Source organism: Pseudomonas sp. GG8 (genome assembly GCF_052976945.1).
The window spans coordinates 4,107,542-4,124,129 of sequence record NZ_JBRIIP010000001.1 but is presented as its reverse complement, the minus strand read 5'-3'; the positions used below and the strand labels follow the sequence as shown (position 1 = coordinate 4,124,129).

The 16,588-nt window shown below is 55.8% G+C and carries 17 protein-coding genes and 2 pseudogenes; 14 read left to right on the top strand and 5 right to left on the bottom strand.

The window, feature by feature from the left end:
- Window positions 1–50 precede the first annotated feature (50 nt).
- Complete coding sequence (locus tag ACVBEG_RS19870; RefSeq protein WP_322181187.1) at window positions 51–470, bottom strand: GNAT family N-acetyltransferase; 420 nt, start codon at window positions 468–470, stop codon at window positions 51–53.
- Between the two features lie 463 nt (window positions 471–933).
- Between ACVBEG_RS19870 and ACVBEG_RS19865 the strand changes: the two genes are divergently transcribed.
- From ACVBEG_RS19865 to ACVBEG_RS19850, 4 genes are all read left to right on the top strand, one after another.
- Complete coding sequence (locus ACVBEG_RS19865) at window positions 934–1,491, top strand: GNAT family N-acetyltransferase (protein WP_322181185.1); 558 nt, start codon at window positions 934–936, stop codon at window positions 1,489–1,491.
- Window positions 1,488–1,991: a hypothetical protein gene (locus ACVBEG_RS19860; protein ID WP_322181183.1), complete on the top strand. Its 504-nt coding sequence runs from the start codon at window positions 1,488–1,490 to the stop codon at window positions 1,989–1,991. The genes ACVBEG_RS19865 and ACVBEG_RS19860 overlap by 4 nt, the downstream gene beginning before the upstream one ends.
- Window positions 1,992–2,078: 87 nt before the next feature.
- Window positions 2,079–2,516 (top strand): nucleoside deaminase, encoded by a 438-nt coding sequence (locus ACVBEG_RS19855; RefSeq protein ID WP_219064643.1) that lies wholly within the window; start codon window positions 2,079–2,081, stop codon window positions 2,514–2,516.
- A gap of 197 nt (window positions 2,517–2,713) precedes the next feature.
- On the top strand, window positions 2,714–3,301 hold the full coding sequence (locus ACVBEG_RS19850; RefSeq protein WP_322181181.1) for a LysE family translocator: 588 nt from the start codon (window positions 2,714–2,716) through the stop codon (window positions 3,299–3,301).
- 6 nt (window positions 3,302–3,307) lie between these two features.
- Here ACVBEG_RS19850 and ACVBEG_RS19845 read toward each other — a convergent pair whose 3' ends face one another.
- Entirely contained in the window at window positions 3,308–4,138 is an 831-nt protein-coding gene (locus ACVBEG_RS19845; RefSeq protein WP_322181179.1) for an AraC family transcriptional regulator, read from the bottom strand.
- A 251-nt stretch (window positions 4,139–4,389) separates the two neighbouring features.
- On the opposite strand from ACVBEG_RS19845, the gene ACVBEG_RS19840 reads away from it, so the two are divergent.
- Together ACVBEG_RS19840 and ACVBEG_RS19835 are read left to right on the top strand one after the other, a co-directional pair.
- On the top strand, window positions 4,390–4,755 hold the full coding sequence (locus tag ACVBEG_RS19840) for a hypothetical protein (protein WP_416152004.1): 366 nt from the start codon (window positions 4,390–4,392) through the stop codon (window positions 4,753–4,755).
- A 63-nt stretch (window positions 4,756–4,818) separates the two neighbouring features.
- A pseudogene (locus ACVBEG_RS19835) lies at window positions 4,819–5,271 on the top strand (PQQ-dependent sugar dehydrogenase); the annotation flags it as partial.
- On the opposite strand, the gene ACVBEG_RS19830 reads toward ACVBEG_RS19835, so the two are convergent.
- On the bottom strand, window positions 5,257–5,562 hold the full coding sequence (locus ACVBEG_RS19830; RefSeq protein ID WP_322181176.1) for a PepSY domain-containing protein: 306 nt from the start codon (window positions 5,560–5,562) through the stop codon (window positions 5,257–5,259). The pseudogene ACVBEG_RS19835 and the gene ACVBEG_RS19830 sit on opposite strands and share 15 nt — an antisense overlap.
- Window positions 5,563–5,764: 202 nt before the next feature.
- On the opposite strand from ACVBEG_RS19830, the gene ACVBEG_RS19825 reads away from it, so the two are divergent.
- Window positions 5,765–6,259 (top strand): GNAT family N-acetyltransferase, encoded by a 495-nt coding sequence (locus tag ACVBEG_RS19825; protein ID WP_322181174.1) that lies wholly within the window; start codon window positions 5,765–5,767, stop codon window positions 6,257–6,259.
- A 45-nt stretch (window positions 6,260–6,304) separates the two neighbouring features.
- Here the strand turns inward: ACVBEG_RS19825 and ACVBEG_RS19820 are convergent, their stop codons facing one another.
- Window positions 6,305–6,958 carry a methyl-accepting chemotaxis protein gene (locus tag ACVBEG_RS19820; protein WP_407074617.1) on the bottom strand — a complete coding sequence of 218 codons (654 nt, stop codon included), beginning with the start codon at window positions 6,956–6,958 and terminating at the stop codon, window positions 6,305–6,307.
- 1,938 nt (window positions 6,959–8,896) lie between these two features.
- Between ACVBEG_RS19820 and ACVBEG_RS19815 the strand changes: the two genes are divergently transcribed.
- The 6 genes and pseudogenes from ACVBEG_RS19815 to ACVBEG_RS19790 all read left to right on the top strand — a co-directional run bounded on the left by ACVBEG_RS19815 (window position 8,897) and on the right by ACVBEG_RS19790 (window position 14,575).
- Window positions 8,897–10,216: an MFS transporter gene (locus ACVBEG_RS19815; protein WP_322181170.1), complete on the top strand. Its 1,320-nt coding sequence runs from the start codon at window positions 8,897–8,899 to the stop codon at window positions 10,214–10,216.
- A gap of 209 nt (window positions 10,217–10,425) precedes the next feature.
- Entirely contained in the window at window positions 10,426–10,896 is a 471-nt protein-coding gene (locus tag ACVBEG_RS19810) for a VOC family protein (RefSeq protein ID WP_322181168.1), read from the top strand.
- 496 nt (window positions 10,897–11,392) lie between these two features.
- A pseudogene (locus ACVBEG_RS19805) lies at window positions 11,393–11,637 on the top strand (LuxR C-terminal-related transcriptional regulator).
- A gap of 326 nt (window positions 11,638–11,963) precedes the next feature.
- Window positions 11,964–12,659 (top strand): hypothetical protein, encoded by a 696-nt coding sequence (locus ACVBEG_RS19800; RefSeq protein ID WP_323566145.1) that lies wholly within the window; start codon window positions 11,964–11,966, stop codon window positions 12,657–12,659.
- Window positions 12,660–12,866: 207 nt separating this feature from the next.
- Window positions 12,867–13,238 carry a cupin domain-containing protein gene (locus tag ACVBEG_RS19795; protein WP_322181164.1) on the top strand — a complete coding sequence of 124 codons (372 nt, stop codon included), beginning with the start codon at window positions 12,867–12,869 and terminating at the stop codon, window positions 13,236–13,238.
- 137 nt (window positions 13,239–13,375) lie between these two features.
- Complete coding sequence (locus tag ACVBEG_RS19790) at window positions 13,376–14,575, top strand: hypothetical protein (RefSeq protein WP_322181162.1); 1,200 nt, start codon at window positions 13,376–13,378, stop codon at window positions 14,573–14,575.
- Window positions 14,576–14,926: 351 nt separating this feature from the next.
- On the opposite strand, the gene ACVBEG_RS19785 is transcribed toward ACVBEG_RS19790, so the two are convergent.
- The gene (locus ACVBEG_RS19785) at window positions 14,927–15,847 is read right to left on the bottom strand and encodes a restriction endonuclease (protein ID WP_322181160.1); all 921 of its coding nucleotides are present in this window, start codon (window positions 15,845–15,847) and stop codon (window positions 14,927–14,929) included.
- Between the two features lie 150 nt (window positions 15,848–15,997).
- Here ACVBEG_RS19785 and ACVBEG_RS19780 point away from each other — a divergent pair, with 150 nt between their 5' ends.
- Window positions 15,998–16,588, top strand: a complete 591-nt coding sequence (locus tag ACVBEG_RS19780) for a nucleotidyltransferase domain-containing protein (RefSeq protein ID WP_322181158.1) — start codon at window positions 15,998–16,000, stop codon at window positions 16,586–16,588.

The window sequence follows — 16,588 nt, the reverse complement described above, 5'->3', positions numbered from 1 at the left end:
TTTACCCCCTGCGATCACACATTTTTGCGCATGCCACTGAACTAAAGGTTCTATGGCTGGAGGTTTGATCGGCTCATCGCTATCAAGGCCTTGGTGCGAGTGTAGCGCTCGAATCGATCTGACAACGGTTCTGGCAAGACAGATATCGCTTCGAACCCTGCGCGCTGATAAAAAGCCAACAACTCCGGATGGCAAAACAACCAGACCGGTCCGCGAGTGTGCGTCAAGGCTTCGCCGAGCAAGCGACTGGCGATGGCTTGGCCGCGCAATAAGGGGGCGACGAACAAACCGGTCAGCCAATGCCCGTTGGCGACCGGCGTCAGGCACATTGCCCCGATGATTTCAGTCTGTTTCGCCACCCACAATTGCGCGTCTTTGCCAGCACGCATCGGTGACTTGTGTGCTCGATAGAACTTGTCCAGCAGTGGTCTGGACAGCTCGGACAACACGTAGAACTGAGTGGCGGACATGAGGCTCGATAGCACGGCGGCAACAAATCAAAGAAGGCCTAATCTATAAAGACGGCCTTACGGGCAGCGCATCATAGCGCGCGGCAATCGGTACCAGTGTGGCATCCGATTAGGTGTATAACTGAGGCAAGATCACTCACAGTGGAGAGCGCATCATGAGCAAAGGCATGGAATCAAAGAAAGCCGCGAAGAAGAAACCGGCTAAAACCCTCGATGAAAAACGCGCTGATAAAAAAGCCAAAAAATCCGATGCCGGTGCTTTTGGTCATTGATCCAATCCTGCGGAGCCTTATCAGGCTCCGTTTTTATCTGCGACTCTTCCCTAAAGTCGATTTCCCCGTCGACGCCTTCAACCAGACGCTCAGCCATTAGGTCGCGTCGCACCCGGCTCGGTGCGAAGCGCTCGCATAAGGGCTGGATGATGTGCGTAAATCCACCCCATGCGTGCGACAACGAGGCACAAATGGGCAGGACAGGACTGCATTTAGAAACCGACAGACTGATTATCCGCGAGTTGACGGCCGAGGATGTGCCCGCCCTCGCGTTGATTTTGGGTGATGCACAGGTTATGCGGCATTCGGTCAGGGGTGTGTTGACCGAGAAGGCGACGCGTGAGTTCGTGGCCGGGTGTTTTTTTTCATATCAGGCCAATGACTTCGGTCCGTGGGCGGTGGTCGAGAAGTGTTCATCGGCGTTTGTCGGATTCTGCGGTCTGAATGCCGAACCCGTGGAAGGTGCCGAGGAAGTGGAAATCGGCTATCGGTTGGGCCGTGCTTTCTGGGGCAAGGGTTTGGCGACGGAGGCGGCCATGGCCACCCTGACTTACGCGTTCGAAACGCTGAGCATCGATTCGGTGATCGCGATTGTCGAGCCGGAAAATATCGCGTCGGTGAATGTGATTGAGAAGCTAGGCTTCAACACGTTCATCCACAGCCAATACCATCGGCGCGGGGTCAAGATCTATCGGATGACGCTGCCGGACTGGAACTCACCCAGTGCTGTTGCCAAGAGGGCGACATGACGAAATACCGCACATCGTTTTCGCAGACGGCATGCAATGTGATCCTTGGGTTGCTGATCCTTGTGTTGCTGGCAGGCCCGCGCAGTGCGCTGGCCGGACAGGGCAATGATGTCGCGCTGGCATTCGTTCAGCAGCGCCACTTGGGCGACAGCCTTGCCTGGCTCGGTTATCAGGTCGCCTCGCGCACCGTGGCCTTTGCAACCCTTGTGCAGAAGGTGGGCAAGACCCAGGCGCAAACCACGGTCCAGGATGCGTTGCAGCACCTTCAGCCGCGTTACCAGGAGCAGTGGAACAGCAACATGGCCGCCGCTTATGCGGAGTCCTTCACTCCTGACGAACTGCGCGAGCTGAATGAAGGAAGCCCTTCGTCTGCGCTGGCCAATAAATTCCGCGCCAGACAGAAGGATGTCGGAATGAGCATGAAAGCAAAGTCTGACGAACTGCTTGAGACCTTCGTCTCCAAAGCACTGCTTGATGCGCAGGACACCGTCAGTCATTAGCGTTCAGACCATCACGCACCGGCAAACTGTCGGTGAGCCGCGGTGGTCGGATCTGTTCTTTTTATCTGGTCAACAGCAGGGGGAATCATGGACCCATTCATGCAAGCGGCGATTGAAGAGGCTCAACTGGGGTTGGCCGAGGGCGGGATTCCGATTGGTTCGGTGATTGTGCACAAGGGCCAGATCATTGGCCGTGGGCACAATCGGCGAGTACAGGAGGGCAGTGCGATCAAGCACGGGGAAATGGACGCGTTCGAAAACGCGGGTCGTTTACCGGCGCGCACGTATAAAGAGTCCGTGCTTTACACCACGTTGTCGCCGTGTGCGATGTGCAGCGGCGCGATCCTGCTGTATGGCATTCAAAAAATCGTGGTGGGCGAAAATCAGACGTTCATGGGTGAGGAAGCATTGTTGCGCTCCAGAGGCGTGGAGGTCGATGTGGTCCAGGATCACACCTGCATCGAGTTGATGCGCGGCTTTATCGCCAGCAAGCCTGAGTTGTGGAACGAAGACATCGGCGAATAAGCCCGCCATGCATTAGATAAAAAACATAGGCAAGTGAGTGTCATGGCTCTCTGAAAAAGTGCCTTTTCGCAGGCAAGCCCGCGCTCAGCTGCCGTATTGATCGCGACACAGGGTTATTTTGTTCAATAACCGAGGGCGCTCAGTCTTTACCTTCGTACGGCTATCTCAAAAAACGCCGTAAAAAATGAAGGTATTAAATGAGCATGCTTATATCCATGGCCGCGTTCGCGTTGGCGTCTTCTATTTCGCCAGGGCCAGTGAACATAGTGGCATTGAGTTCCGGTGCGCAGTTCGGCTTTCGTGCCAGTCTGCCGCATGTGAGTGGTGCGACTGTGGGCTTCACGGTGTTGCTGTTGATGATTGGGTTGGGGTTGCATGAACTGTCTAGCCATTGGCCGTTCCTGACCCAGGTCATCCAGTGGGCGGGCGTGGCTTTTCTGTTGTTCCTGGCTTACAAGCTAGCGGTGGATAACGGCACGTTGGGCGCCGGGAAGCAGGTCAAGGGCCCGTCATTTTTATACGGGGCAGCGATGCAGTGGCTCAATCCCAAGGCGTGGCTGGCATCGCTGGCAGGCATGGGAGCGTATGCGGCCAATGGCGCAGACCTGTTGATCTGGCAGTTTGCGGGGGTGTACTTCGTGGTTTGCTACGGCTCGATTGCCTGCTGGGCTTATGCGGGCACCTGCCTGCGCAGCTATCTACAGGTGCCGGCGCGGGTTCGTGTGTTTAATCGTGCGATGGCATTGTTGTTGGCCGGCAGCGCCGTGTACCTGCTGGTCGCTTGACCCCCGTCAGCCTCGGTATTGGCGTGGCGTGGCGGCATGGAAGCGCTTGAATGCCCGCTGAAAATGCGCCTGATCGGCAAAGCCCGCCTCAAGGGCGACATCCGCAATCCGATGACCCCGTTTGAGCTGTGCGCGGCCAAATTGCAGGCGGCGGTTTATCAGGTATGCATGTGGCGTCATGCCGTAGTGCTGCTTGAACGCGCGGATCAGGTAGGAGGCCGACAAGTCAGCCGACGCGCAGATTTCTTCCAGACTCAATGATCGCGTGCAGTGCTCGCTGATGAAGTCCGCAGCACGTTTAAGTTTGAAGTTGGCATCTTTGGCCAAGGCCGGAGCAGGGTTGAGTGTCTGCTGTACATGGGTGAAAAACTCGATAACGGCAGTGTGCTTATGCAACGTATCGGTTTGGGCGTCGATGAGCATCGCATACAGGCGATTGAGCCCGTCATATAGCGCAGGCTCCGTGCTCATGATCGCCGAAAACGCTCTGAAGTCCTGATTTTCGCTAAAGCCCAGTTCATGTTGAAGGCGCGTCAGCCAAGCAACATCCACGTACATCATTCGATAAGACCACGGATGATCATCCAGCGGATTGCAGGCATGAACATCGTCTGGGTTCATGAGCACTACCACTCCGGCTCCGATGCGCTCCTGCGAGCGCCCGTTCAGGTACGTGCTGCGCCCGCCTGTAACCGCGCCGATGGAAAAAGTTTCATGGGCGTGTCGGTCATAGCAGATCTGCCGCCCATCCTGAATCGACCGGGCTTCGATGAATGGCAGGTATTCATCGCGCCAAAACTGTGGGCCTGTGACCTCTTGTTCGGCTGTTTTTTCCATGATTGCCACCACTCCTTCATCTCGGGCTGACAGGATCAGAATCCGTGCCGATCACTGTAACCGCATTCAGTCAAATCGGCGCATGACAGGAACGCTTTGCCACTGGAATAGGAGCCGTGCAGTGGCGCAGACTATTGTTGTTACACACTGATTCCCGCATAGGTTGATCTGTTTGCAGTTTGAGGACGAACCTAGAGACGCAACGGTTATCAAACGTCTGTGTCGTGACCGTTTCGAACAGAAGGTAAGCGATGAATAGTCTAGTGCGCAGTATTGCAACACTGACGCTGAGTGGGTTTCTGGGGATGGGCATGACCAGCATGGCCCACTCCCAAACCGCTTCAGCCCCTATGGATCGTGACCTGATGCTCGCGGGTGCCAGTTCACCGGGTATGCTCGAGAACAGCAAAAATAACCCCTATAACAGCCCTATCCGTCGCGCCAATCCCAATAGTCGGCAAGGCACGGAATCCAGTACTCCTCCGGTACGCGGGCCAAACACGGTCCCCAATCCGCGCCCCCCCACTCTAGAGAACGGTGGCATCCGCAATGGCTATCCGAACCGCCAGCAACCGTCCGGGGGCGCCACGAAAATCCAGCGCGGGGACCTGAATTGAACTGCGTGCGACGGAAACATTGATCGCGACACTCTGTGCCAGTGCCTTGTTCAGCCTGCTGGCGGCACGACTGTAGGTCGTGGCCGGCTCTCCCTCGACATGAGCGGGCTGGAGAACTTCAACGTGATTTTCCGTCAGGAACCGAAACTGTCGACGGGTAATCACTTCGGCTCGCGCATGGTCTTCGACCGCGATGGCTATCTGTTCATCACCTTGGGCGAAAACAACAACCGCCCGACGGCTCAGGATCTGGACAAGCTGCAAGGCAAGGTCGTGCATATCTTCCCTGACGGCAGAGCGCCGGAGGCCAAGGGCAAAACCGTCGAAGGCACCGTGGCGCCCAGCCATGTATGGGAAAAGTCCCCAGCCATCAGCGGCATGGCGTTCTACGATTCCAATCGCTTCAAGCCTTGGAACCACAATCTGTTTATAGGGGCGCTGGCGGCAGAGACGTTGATTCGTCCGCAATTCGAAAGTTGGCCGGGCAACAATGATGCTCACTCAGGTATCTTGCTTGTCTTTCAGTACTTCACCCGTCTTGGCGTCCAGGTCTACATCCCATTTGACGCCTTTAGCGTCGAGCATTTCGGTTTGGTAGATGTAGCGACCGTAGGAGTTTTCCAGTTCGGTACTGTGCAGGGTTGCGCCAGGGTGTTTGACCAGCGCTGCTTTGTTCAACACTTCGAAGTCCATTACGGTGCCAGCCTTGTGCAGGCGAACGATTTCATCGGGCCCGATATCCGCCTGTGCGAGGCCCGCGACACCCGTCAGGGCGAGGATGGCGAACATGGCATTCAAGGTTTTCATTGGATTTTCCTTTGGGTTCAACTGTTTGGTTGAGTCCAGAGTAACCACTCAGACTTAATTCAGGCTTAATTGTCTCCGGTTCGCTGGAAATACCGTTGTGCCATGACGACGGTGACAGGGATCTTTCCGTGCAAGGGCAAGCGGCCGCACGTCGAGCCAAACGCAGTTGAACAACTTCTCGACAGGGTGTGTGAACAAGGCAATGATCGAACTCAAACCGGCATTCATCGACGATATACCGCGCCTGTGGGCGCTCAGAACCCGCGCGGTGCGGGTCAGTTGCGCGGGCCATTACTCGCCGGCACAGATCGATATCTGGAGTGCGACGACCGCGCCAGAGACGTACCTCCGACTGATTGCCAGCCAAGGCGCGTTGATCGCCGAAGAGGACGGCCAACTGCGGGGCTATGCGATCCTCGACCTGCAAACCGGCGAAGTCGATGCCATCTTCGTCGACCCGGACCACAGCGGAAAAGGCATCGGCAAACACTTGCTGCAGGGCATCGAAGCACTGGCGTTGCAACACGCATTCAGGCGCGTATATCTGTTTTCCTCGCTGAATGCTGTTGCGTTCTATCAGGCGGCCGGGTTTATCGCGATGAGGGACGAGGAATACGTTCATCCCAGCGGCATCATCTTGCGCAGTCTGTACATGGAGAAGGTGCTGCCAGAGTCGGCAGTTACGCCTGGGCGGTAACTGAGGGGACGACGTCCTTGTCGAAGCATCAGTGAGGCCGTATATCTACGAAGCCAAAGCGCTTCTCTCCCGCCCGCTGCTGACTTCAAACTGGCCCACCAGCTTTTGCAGTTTGTTGGCATTCAGGCGTACGGTTTCCGCGCTGCTTTGCAACACAACTACGGTCTGGCGCATCTCGCCTGAGGCCAGGTCCACGCGCTTGATGGTCTTGCCATAATCCAGGCTGCGGTCGCTGAGCTGCTGGATGATGCTGATCATGCTTTCAACCTCATGGTGCAGCTGAGCGTTTTCCGATGAAGCGTCTTCGGTGGTTCGCAGGTGGTTGTCGACGTCCTGCACGCCGCTCTCCATGAAGGCCACGGCTTGTTGGGTTTCGCTTTGCAGCCCCTCGACCATGTGTTTAATGTCATCGGCGGCACTGGCGGTACGGATTGCCAGGCTGCGTACTTCATCGGCGACTACCGCAAAACCACGACCGTGTTCACCGGCGCGAGCGGCTTCGATGGCGGCATTGAGCGCCAGCAGGTTGGTCTGATTGGTGATGTTGGTGATCAGGCCGACGATCTGGCTGATCTGCGACATTCGGCTGTCGAGCAACTGCACACTGGAAGCCGAGCGCTCGACCACGTCGCGAATCGACTGGGTGCCCACGCGGACCGCCTCAAACTGCTCGCGGGCACGTCGAACCACGTCGTCCATGGCCTGCTTCATCTGCTCGGCCGTCAATGACGCCTGGTTGATTTCACTCAGTTGCCCCTCGACGATCAGCATCATGCGGTTTACCGCTTCAGCCACTTCGGTGGAGGTAAAACCGGCTTCCTGGCTGCTGCCGAGCATCAGTGCATTAGTCTTGCCCATGCTTTTGGAGGCGTGGATCACCTGACCGACCACCGCATCCAGATTGTCGATGAAACTGTTGATCCAGCGGCCCATGTCACCGGTTTCGTCGTTGGCCATCTTCTCGGTATCAAGGCGCTGACGCAGGTTGCCTTCGCCCTCGGCGATGGTGCGGATCACTTGCGTCATGTCGCTCAGGCGCACCGCCAGGCGTTTAGGCCCGAATGATGAGAACAGCAGGGCGGTGATCGCCATGCTGAATATCTCGATGCCGTCGATCTGCAACTGACCCAGGCCGCTGTAATGCTGGACCAGATAATTGCAGGTGAACAGGCCACCCATGGTTGCCAGATAGGGTTTCATCAGGCCGTAGCTCAGAGAACGACGCCGATAGACTTCCTCCAGGTCGGCCTCACACATCATGCCCCAGTGATCCGCCGAGCCGGGCAGCTGGAAGGTCACGCCCTTGCCAATCACCGGGATGTGCCGGTAGTCGGAATAGCCGGGATAGGTGACGAACAGGTTGGAGCCGGTGCGAATGGTTTCGCGCACGCCGGGGTGCAATTGTTGAGTGGCAGGATCGATAAAACGCAATTCGAGCTCGGTGTGACGCTGGATCTTCACCGAGCCCCAAGCGGTGTGCACGCCGGTCTTGAGGTTTTCCCCGTGGGTAAATGCGTTGTCTTCGAAGCGCGAGCGTGACAGTGCGATGCCGGGTTGCAGGGCGCGGTCGAAGCCGGCCTTGACCATGAACAGGTAGTTATCGCCAGACTCAGGGTAGATATGCCCGGCTTCGCGCTGGATCAAATCCCCAAGCACATCGTTGGGTACCCGCCCGCACAGGCAGCCCAGCACTTTGCCATCGAGCAAGAGCGGCTGATAGAACATCAGGGTAACTTCGTCATGGAAGCGTGAGGACGACGGACCAATTTTCAAGGTCAGCGGATCGCTGTATGGACCGTGCAAGAATGGCTTTTTCAGGCCTTCTGCCAGCGCACGAGGGTCCAGATCCTTGGCGTTGCAATGCGCTGGCCATGTCGAGGCAAGCACCTCGCCCTGAATATCGACGACAAAGAGCTCGGAAAAGTCCGACGCCTGGCTGAGCTTCTCCACCAGTACCGAGGCATCGATCCGGGTAAGGTCGCGTGCGACGTTGGTGCTCAGTTCGCTCAAGTGTTCCCAATACTCTTGAGCCCAATGCTGGAGCAATTTGACGCGGGTTTCGGCGATCGATTCGAACGTGCCTTCGATCACAGAGTAAATGGACTTGTTCATACGACAGGAGCGCCTCATGGCCAGTTTTCCTGTCTTGCCGAACCAGGGCAGCCAATGCTTTTCAGCGGTGGATAGCTGCATTGAATCACTGTGCAGGGTCATGCCGGACTCCTTAAACAACGGCATCAAAGATACGGGTGAACAGGCAAGGACCGAGCCATTCCCTGTAATAAGTGCGGTTTTCACAAAAAATGCAGGCATATCAGTCGTTTTTTGGCGGTTTACCCTATTTAAGTGTCGTTTTTATGCTCTATAGAAGTGCGTTTTCTGATATGGGTGCCCATCAGAGAGCGCAATCGAGCATGTAGACTCCTGTGTCGGGGACATCTTGGTGGCCGCGAATGGCTTGACGCGCCGGGCCTTCCTGGGACGGCGCCATCATTTGCGCCGTGTATGTGCTGCCAATCAAGTGCGCTTTGCTATGCTTCGCGTCCAGCGTCCGGGCGAAAAGCGTCGCGTGACAGTTTCAATGGAGCGACCTGTCGTGACGGTCGAGCCTTAATCACTTCACGTTTTGGATTGCTCATGACAGCCATTATTCGACCACGCCTCCAGCCGCTGTCCCGGGTTGACTACACAACCTTGGGCCTTGCGGCGCTCGGTGGGGCGCTGGAAATCTATGACTTCATCATCTTTGTGTTCTTCGCGCTGACCTTGAGTCAGCTGTTTTTTCCGCCAGACATGCCTGAATGGCTGCGCTTGCTGCAAAGCTTCGGCATTTTCGTCACCGGTTATCTGGCTCGGCCGCTGGGCGGCATCCTGATGGCGCACTTCGCTGACCGATTGGGCCGCAAGCGCGTGTTCAGCCTGAGCATTTTGTTGATGGCACTCCCGTGCCTGCTGATCGGGGTGATGCCGACCTATGCCCAGATAGGTTACTGGGCGCCGCTGATTCTGTTGGCCCTGCGTATCCTGCAAGGCGCCGCAGTGGGTGGAGAGGTCCCGAGCGCCTGGGTGTTCGTCGCCGAGCATGCGCCCAGAGGTCATCGTGGCTATGCGTTGGGCGTGCTACAAGCCGGGCTGACGTTTGGCTATTTGCTGGGCGCGCTGACGGCGACCTGGCTGGCGCAGGTGTTCAGCCCTGCGGAAATTCTCGATTACGCCTGGCGCATTCCGTTTCTGCTGGGCGGTGTGTTTGGCGTGGTGGGTGTCTGGCTTCGGCGCTGGTTGAGCGAAACCCCGGTGTTCATGGCCCTGCAGGCACAGCGTGAAGCCCAGCCCGAGTTTCCGTTGCGAGCGGTGCTGCGCGAACATCGCCAGGCATTATTACCAGCGGCGTTGCTGACATGCGTGCTGACCTCTGCAGTCGTGGTGCTGGTGGTGATCACCCCGACAGTGATGCAGCAACGATTCGGCATGACCGCCAGCCACACGTTCGCCCTGAGCGCACTGGGGATTGTTTTTCTGAACATTGGCTGCGTCCTGGCCGGTCTGGTAGTGGATCGTTTTGGCGCCTGGCGCGGCGTGGTGCTGTACAGCCTGCTGTTGCCGCTGGGGATCGCGTTGTTGTATGCCAGCCTGATCGGCGGCTGGCTCTCACCCGGTCTTGCCTATGCCATCGCGGGGTTGTCCTGCGGCATCGTCGGTGTGGTGCCGTCGGTGATGGTCGGGCTGTTCCCGGCGCATATCCGTGTGTCGGGTATTTCGTTCACCTACAACATCGCCTACGCACTCTGGGCCAGCACCACGCCGTTGATATTGATCGCGCTAATGCCGTGGAGCCCTTGGGTATGCGTAGGCTATTGCGCAATCATGGGGGGCGTGGGTGTGCTGACGGCGACTTTTTTCGGCCTGCAGCGCGGCGTCGAGGTTGATGGTGTCATGGCGGTAAGAGCCGCACGCTGAGGACCTTTCGAGGCAACCGAATGCGTCATAGAATAAAGCAGCAGTGAGCAGCGACGTCGTGGGGCAGAAACCGCCTCGAACGACAGGCCCGCCTTAAGGACGGCCAACTGCGTTTGATCTGCCGCAACGAACGGACCTGGTCTTCAGTTGACCAACCGGCGTACCTGTCTTTGTAAGCCGTACCTATCTTCGTAAAAAGGAGAATGGACATGAGCGTCAAAGCAATCCCGGAGGGCTTCCATAGCCTGACCGTGTACATGGGCGTCAAAGATGCAGCCAAGGCCATCGAGTTTTACAAAAAGGCATTTGGCGCCACTGAGAATTTCCACCTCAACAACCCGGACGGTAAAGTCGGGCACGCCGACATTCAGATCGGCGATTCCAGGCTGATGCTCGCCGATCCATGTGATCAGGGCGGGTTCAACAGCGCCGATCCGATGAGTAAAACTTCATTTGGCATGTACCTGTATGTGCCCGACGTCGACACGCAATTCAAGCGCGCCGTCGACGCCGGGGCCACGGTCGTGAGTGAGGTCAAGGATCAGTTTTACGGTGACCGTTCTGGCGCTGTGAGAGATCCTTTTGGGCACTTGTGGTTCATCGCTACCCACAAGGAAGACCTGACGCCCGAACAAATCGGCAGACGTGCCGAAGTGGCCTTCAAACAAATGCAGGCCTGACGGTCTCCGCAATAATCAGCACGTCGCCAGTCTGACCCCCGTCAGCTCGGCGTGCTGGTCTGTGCCATGCCTCGTCAAACCGCTATGTTCGACAATGGAAGTACTGTTTTGTTACAGCGTTATTTGTAACAGATGATTGTAATTATCATTCTTGAAGTTTATTCTGCCTGTCTATACAACTGATGTCGAAATGCTTTCGTGCATCGATCATTTGCCTGAATAGGTAAATGATCGATGAGGATTTTTTTGCGCGGATTTTATGTGCGGCTTTAGTATCTGGCCTACGTGCTAGGTCCTGTTTTATTGTAGGAATATTCTTTAAGTGCCTAGTGCTGTAGCGAACAATCATAAAAATATGCCTGATATTTATTTGCGTGAAAACATTCTAAATAAATGGGTCGATGTGCCGACTTACTGTTTAAGGTCAGGAAAGGAGGCAGCAACAAGCTTTCTGTCTGTGTGTGTCAGATGCTCAATAATAAAAGGCTCGAAACCTATGCGGGTAACACGGAGAGAACGTGATGTCCTGTCCCTTCTGCTGCGCGGTAAAACCAACAAGCAAATCGCTGAGGCCCTTGGTATCAGTGGCTATACCGCTCGTGATCATGTCTCGTCTCTGCTGAAAAAAAATGGAGTCAAGACCCGCGCTGCGTTGATGGTGGAGTATATGTCCAGAAAAATTCAAAATAAACATGACCCCCTACATCTGTAGGATTGTGTGTGAAGTCAGTGTGTTCATAATACTAATCTCTGAGTCCGTATGGGCCGTTGTGCCGATCTGAGCACTGCTCGCTGCTATTAGCGGTCGTCAATATTAGTTGTCAGTTTATTGTCTGGATTGCGTTTGTCTTGACGGGCGTTCGGCTGTCTTGAATAAACGTTAATACTCACGTTGTCGGCTAACGATAGTGGCGGGTATTGAACACGCATTGACTCATCTACTCGCAGGGGCTGAGGCGTTTCATTGCTGGCCGGCAGTAGTGGGGTAATGAGTGAGTGCAAAAAAAAAATACAAAAGCAGGATGTCTTCGTTAATAACAAGTGGAGTAACACTCGTGAATTTTTCCATGACCGCGGCTGATGCAATCGTCCATACCCCGCAATGGATCGACTTCTGCAATATCGATGAGTGTTTGCCAATGGACTGTTCGCAGTTGGCCGCACGGCAGGCGAGGTTGTCGAAACCTGAACTGCAGGACCTGCAAGGAAGAATCGTGGGTCCGCGAGGTATTTTGGCCGCTTTTTCCATCCAGGTGGCTGAGCAGGGGCGGCAGGCGCCCTACCTTCAAATACTGCCTGAAAGCTCTGATCCAACGCGGCTGATGCTGGCTGAAAAAGCGCTGGAATTTGCACTGGGTTGCCACCAGCGTCGAGCGTCTGGCGAGAACCCTTTCGCCGACCTGCCAAGGGCTCCGCTGTGCTGTATCGTTTATGACGATTTGGGCCCCTATAACCTTGCTGAGCGTTATGCCGCAAGTGAGGAACTCAGGACCTTCGATGGCCAGTTTTTCGCCCGCTTGATCGCGACAACCCATGAAACGGTTGAGCGAAGGGTGGTCTTTAAAGGCCTGCTTGAACATTTCGACGCTTTGCTGCCGGTAGAGCAGAGCATTTATCCGGAAGGCTATAGAGACGTGCAGCAACGCTATCTGGATCGTGAGGAGCAGCTTTACGGCAAGTTGACTCTGGGCAAACCACTGAGTGTGATTTTTGCTGAACAAACACCCGAAAGTCTGCTGGTAAGCCTGGGTGCACGCGGATGAACGCATTCAACCGACGCCGATCGCCAAACGCACGTCAGCCAATGCCAACCGAACGTCACCGGTCGGAAGATCAATCAATGGGGGGGGCAGAATTCGGTACTAAACTGATTAGGTACTTTATTGGGGGCGAACCCTAAGCCTTGTAGCTGCCAGAACATAGGCTCCGGGGCTTGGGGTTATCCAGTCACTCGATCAAGGAACCCTGTCATGCACACTCACGAGCAAAAAACCGAACACAAGTCCTTCTCCAAACCCGATGAAGTCCGCGAGTTTGGTCACGGCAAAGCTGAAATCCTCAAAATCGGTGACGCAGAAGTGGGCCGATATACCTTCGAACCCGGTTGGCGCTGGTCAAATGACATCAAGCCTCTGGCCAAAACAGCCAGCTGCCAGGCGCCGCACTTCCAGTACCACGTCACGGGCAGAATCGCCATTCGCATGGATGACGGTACAGAGTTTATCGCCGGGCCAGGAGACATCACCTCGTTACCCCAAGGCCATGATGCCTGGGTCGTTGGCAACGAAACGGTCGTGCTGGTCGACTGGTTTGGTGCAACCAACTACGCCAGGAAGGTTTGATCTTGTTCGAAACGAGGGTAAAAGGGGCGGCTCATTGATGATCAATGAGTCAGCCCCTTTTGCGATTGTTCGGGCACGAAATGAGCTTTGTATCTAGAGTTCGTGGATCGTCTATCCCTTTGCTAAAGGATTGCCTCATGACCAAAGGATTGTTCAGCTCCGGTCCTGCGTACGCCTTTCTCCTCTGTGCATTCCTGCCATTCACCCTTCACGCCAGTGAATCCCTGCACGTCTTCACCGGCACACTGGGCAATATGCCGATTGTGCTGGAGCTGGATCTGAGCGATCCGATGGTGGTCAGCGGTCGGTACTTCTACGAGAAACACCACAACGACTTGCCGCTCAGCGGCGTCTTGAGCGGGAAGGAGCTCACCCTCGAGGAGGGCCTGGACGATAACAGTGGTAACGCTCTCCCCGAGCTGCTCCTGCATCAAGGGGCACAATCAGACTGGCAAGGTGAATGGAGGGGGCCTGGGGGTAAAACCCTCACGGTTAAACTGACCGAAACACAAGTACCGCCACCGTCCAAAGGTGTTGAGGCGGGTTGGCAGACGATCTATCAACAGTCGCCCTATGATTACCTGCGCCTGCAAGGCTTGCCGCTAAAGCCGGACAGGATGCAGACCTTCATGGGCTACACCCTGCAATGGTGGACGGAACCGGAATCCAGACTCTCATTGTTCGAGATTACCTCGGGCTACACACCGGAGCAGCGTGATCGCATCAATCAACAACTGCGCGCCCGTCTGTGGAATGAAGTGGTCAGTTACCACGCCTGCCTGCTCCAGGGCAGCCGCTTCGGCGCGGACTTTCAGCAAACAGTCACTCCCGAGCTGCTGTCGCCCGGCATCGTCAGCGTGAATATCTTCACTCGCTATAACTGTGGCGGTGCACATCCGGACTTCGGCGACTCGCCAATCAGTGTCGATGTGAACACGGGTAAATCGCTATCGATGGAAGACGTGCTCTGGATCGGTAAAGGCAAAGCCTTCCATTACGATGATCGAGAGGAGGCTAACGGGAAAGGCACATCCAGCGTGAGTTTTGACACCTTCTCTAATTACCGCAACAAACAGTTCGCGCCCTGGATCGTGAGTCAGCTAAAAATCTCCGCCCCGGAAAAAATGAAAAAACCGGCGACAAAAGACGAAGACTGCAACTATAGCGATCCGAGCATCTGGAGCTTCCCGGCCTGGTACTTCAAACCCGGCGGCCTGTATTTCGGCCCATCCTTCGCCCGCGTGATGCGCGCCTGCGAAAGTCCGGAGTGGTCGGTGGTGCCTTACAGCGAAATCAAACAACACCCCGGTGGCATGGCGCTGGATTTACCGGACTAAGGCTCGCGCAGCAAACGAGGTCTCGATTCTCGTGGGAGCTGACTTGTCTGCGAAGACCATCCAGCGCGGACCACCTGCCGCACCTCGATCCAACACCCGCCAGCAGGTGATCATGGCTGCAGGGTCAAACCCAAACCTGACGGAAGCCCGGGCCGGGCTTATTCGCAGACAAGTCAGCTCCTACGAATAATGTGCTATTTCAGATGGTTATCGATTGTTTGATAGGACTGTCGCGCAGCAAGCCGGGCCCAGGTAGGAGCTGACTTGTCTGCGAATAAGGGCTGAAGGACCTTCCTGCGGTGGTGAATCCAATAATTTCAATTGCTTATAAGTTGTTTAACAAGAGCCATCTTACAGAGGCCGGAATATAGGACGAATACCCTTACACCCTGGATATGAAGAACACCCCCAGAAGTCACCCCCCGCATTAGCGCCACTTCGGGCGACTCTGATTACCATCGGCTTCCTGCAATGAGGGCAAGCAGGCGCTACCGGTTTAGCTGGGGATGGTTTGGCCGATGGCTCAGCAACCGGGGGCGCTTTGGCAACTTCAGGAACAATGACCGGCTCCACCTGTTCCTCTACGACAGCCGAAGTAGGCCGCGGCCCTGGGCGCTTGGTCGCTGCGATCCATTGGTTCAGCAGCTCCCCATCCACCAGCCGCAGGTTCCGTCCCGAAGCGAACTGCTTCGCTGGCCCAGTAAAGCGGCCGCTGGTGATCACAAATCCGCCCGTCGCACCCTCTGCCGCCATCGCCCCATACAGCTCACGAACCGTCGGCACGCCAACCTGCAGCGAGCGCCATTGCTTGCATTGCACCAGGTACTTTTCTCCGTCCTTGCGAGCAACCAAATCGACCCCGCCATCCGGCCCGTTACCACCGGTTTCCTGAACGCTAAAGCCCTGATGCCGCAACGCCTCACCCACCAACAGCTCGAACTGCTGCCAGGTAATGCCTTCAAGCGTCTTGCCACCCGGCATCGCGACCGCCGCCAGCAACCGACGCCGTTTACGTCGACCGAACACCGACGCCGCAGCACCGCCGAGAAAAATCAGCGGGACCAGGTACTGGCCGAAGGTGGCGAAAGTTTTGAAGGCGGTGTTGAAGATCATTGAATCCAGGTGCTGCATGCCCGAATAGATCGGTGTCTGGGCGATGGCGATCGAATGCAGATACACACCTGACGCGATGGCGATCATTGCACTGACCCACCATGGGAGTTTGCTGGCGATGTAAAAGAGGTCTTCGAAAGGGGAGGTTTTTTTAGCCATGACTTCGCTGATATTGAAAGGCCATCTGAAGATACGTGCAGGGTGATTCGGTGTCTACGGAGTGCGATCTGTCTCGTCCTGCAATGCTTGAATATTGCTGCTTTTTAGGCTTCAATTGCTGCCTTAAAAGCAGCATATAAGGGCGTTGCCATGTCGCTGAGTACGTTTCTATTTTCCGATTACCGCAGAAAGGTGCTGGCGTTGTTGTTGCTCCACCCCGACGAACGTTATCACCAACGTGAGATTGCCCGTCTCACCGATACCATTTCAGGCACCCTGAGTCGTGAGCTAGCCAAGATGGTGGAAGCGGGTTTGCTAGAAAAAATGCGTGTCGGTAACCAAGTGCAATACAAAGCCAATCTGGAATGTCCGGTTTTCGAAGAGTTAGCCAGTATCCTTCGCAAAACGGAGGGTTGGATTCAGTCGCTGGCAGAAGCGCTGGAACCGCTGGCAGATTCTATCAAGGTGGCTTTTGTATTCGGCTCCATGGCCAGCGGCAAAGCGGGTTCAAGCAGTGACATCGATCTGATGGTTATCGGTGACGCAAGGTTTAGCGACTTGATTACCCACCTCTATCCGCTTCAGGAGGCGCTCGGCAGGGAGATTAATCCCAAGCAGTACTCGATCAGTGAATGGCGCCGCCTAATAGAAGAGAAGGGCGCGTTTGTGCGGGACGTGTTGAGCAAGCCAAAGCTATTTGTGATTGGGCATCAGCAAGATCTGGTGGTTGATGAGGCGTAA

Coding starts and splice junctions, on each gene's coding strand:
- ACVBEG_RS19870 (WP_322181187.1), bottom strand. CDS start 470: ATGTCCGCCACTCAGTTCTACGTGTTGTCCGAGCTGTCCAGACCACTG.
- ACVBEG_RS19865 (WP_322181185.1), top strand. CDS start 934: ATGGGCAGGACAGGACTGCATTTAGAAACCGACAGACTGATTATCCGC.
- ACVBEG_RS19860 (WP_322181183.1), top strand. CDS start 1,488: ATGACGAAATACCGCACATCGTTTTCGCAGACGGCATGCAATGTGATC.
- ACVBEG_RS19855 (WP_219064643.1), top strand. CDS start 2,079: ATGGACCCATTCATGCAAGCGGCGATTGAAGAGGCTCAACTGGGGTTG.
- ACVBEG_RS19850 (WP_322181181.1), top strand. CDS start 2,714: ATGAGCATGCTTATATCCATGGCCGCGTTCGCGTTGGCGTCTTCTATT.
- ACVBEG_RS19845 (WP_322181179.1), bottom strand. CDS start 4,138: ATGGAAAAAACAGCCGAACAAGAGGTCACAGGCCCACAGTTTTGGCGC.
- ACVBEG_RS19840 (WP_416152004.1), top strand. CDS start 4,390: ATGAATAGTCTAGTGCGCAGTATTGCAACACTGACGCTGAGTGGGTTT.
- ACVBEG_RS19830 (WP_322181176.1), bottom strand. CDS start 5,562: ATGAAAACCTTGAATGCCATGTTCGCCATCCTCGCCCTGACGGGTGTC.
- ACVBEG_RS19825 (WP_322181174.1), top strand. CDS start 5,765: ATGATCGAACTCAAACCGGCATTCATCGACGATATACCGCGCCTGTGG.
- ACVBEG_RS19820 (WP_407074617.1), bottom strand. CDS start 6,958: ATGGACGACGTGGTTCGACGTGCCCGCGAGCAGTTTGAGGCGGTCCGC.
- ACVBEG_RS19815 (WP_322181170.1), top strand. CDS start 8,897: ATGACAGCCATTATTCGACCACGCCTCCAGCCGCTGTCCCGGGTTGAC.
- ACVBEG_RS19810 (WP_322181168.1), top strand. CDS start 10,426: ATGAGCGTCAAAGCAATCCCGGAGGGCTTCCATAGCCTGACCGTGTAC.
- ACVBEG_RS19800 (WP_323566145.1), top strand. CDS start 11,964: ATGACCGCGGCTGATGCAATCGTCCATACCCCGCAATGGATCGACTTC.
- ACVBEG_RS19795 (WP_322181164.1), top strand. CDS start 12,867: ATGCACACTCACGAGCAAAAAACCGAACACAAGTCCTTCTCCAAACCC.
- ACVBEG_RS19790 (WP_322181162.1), top strand. CDS start 13,376: ATGACCAAAGGATTGTTCAGCTCCGGTCCTGCGTACGCCTTTCTCCTC.
- ACVBEG_RS19785 (WP_322181160.1), bottom strand. CDS start 15,847: ATGGCTAAAAAAACCTCCCCTTTCGAAGACCTCTTTTACATCGCCAGC.
- ACVBEG_RS19780 (WP_322181158.1), top strand. CDS start 15,998: ATGTCGCTGAGTACGTTTCTATTTTCCGATTACCGCAGAAAGGTGCTG.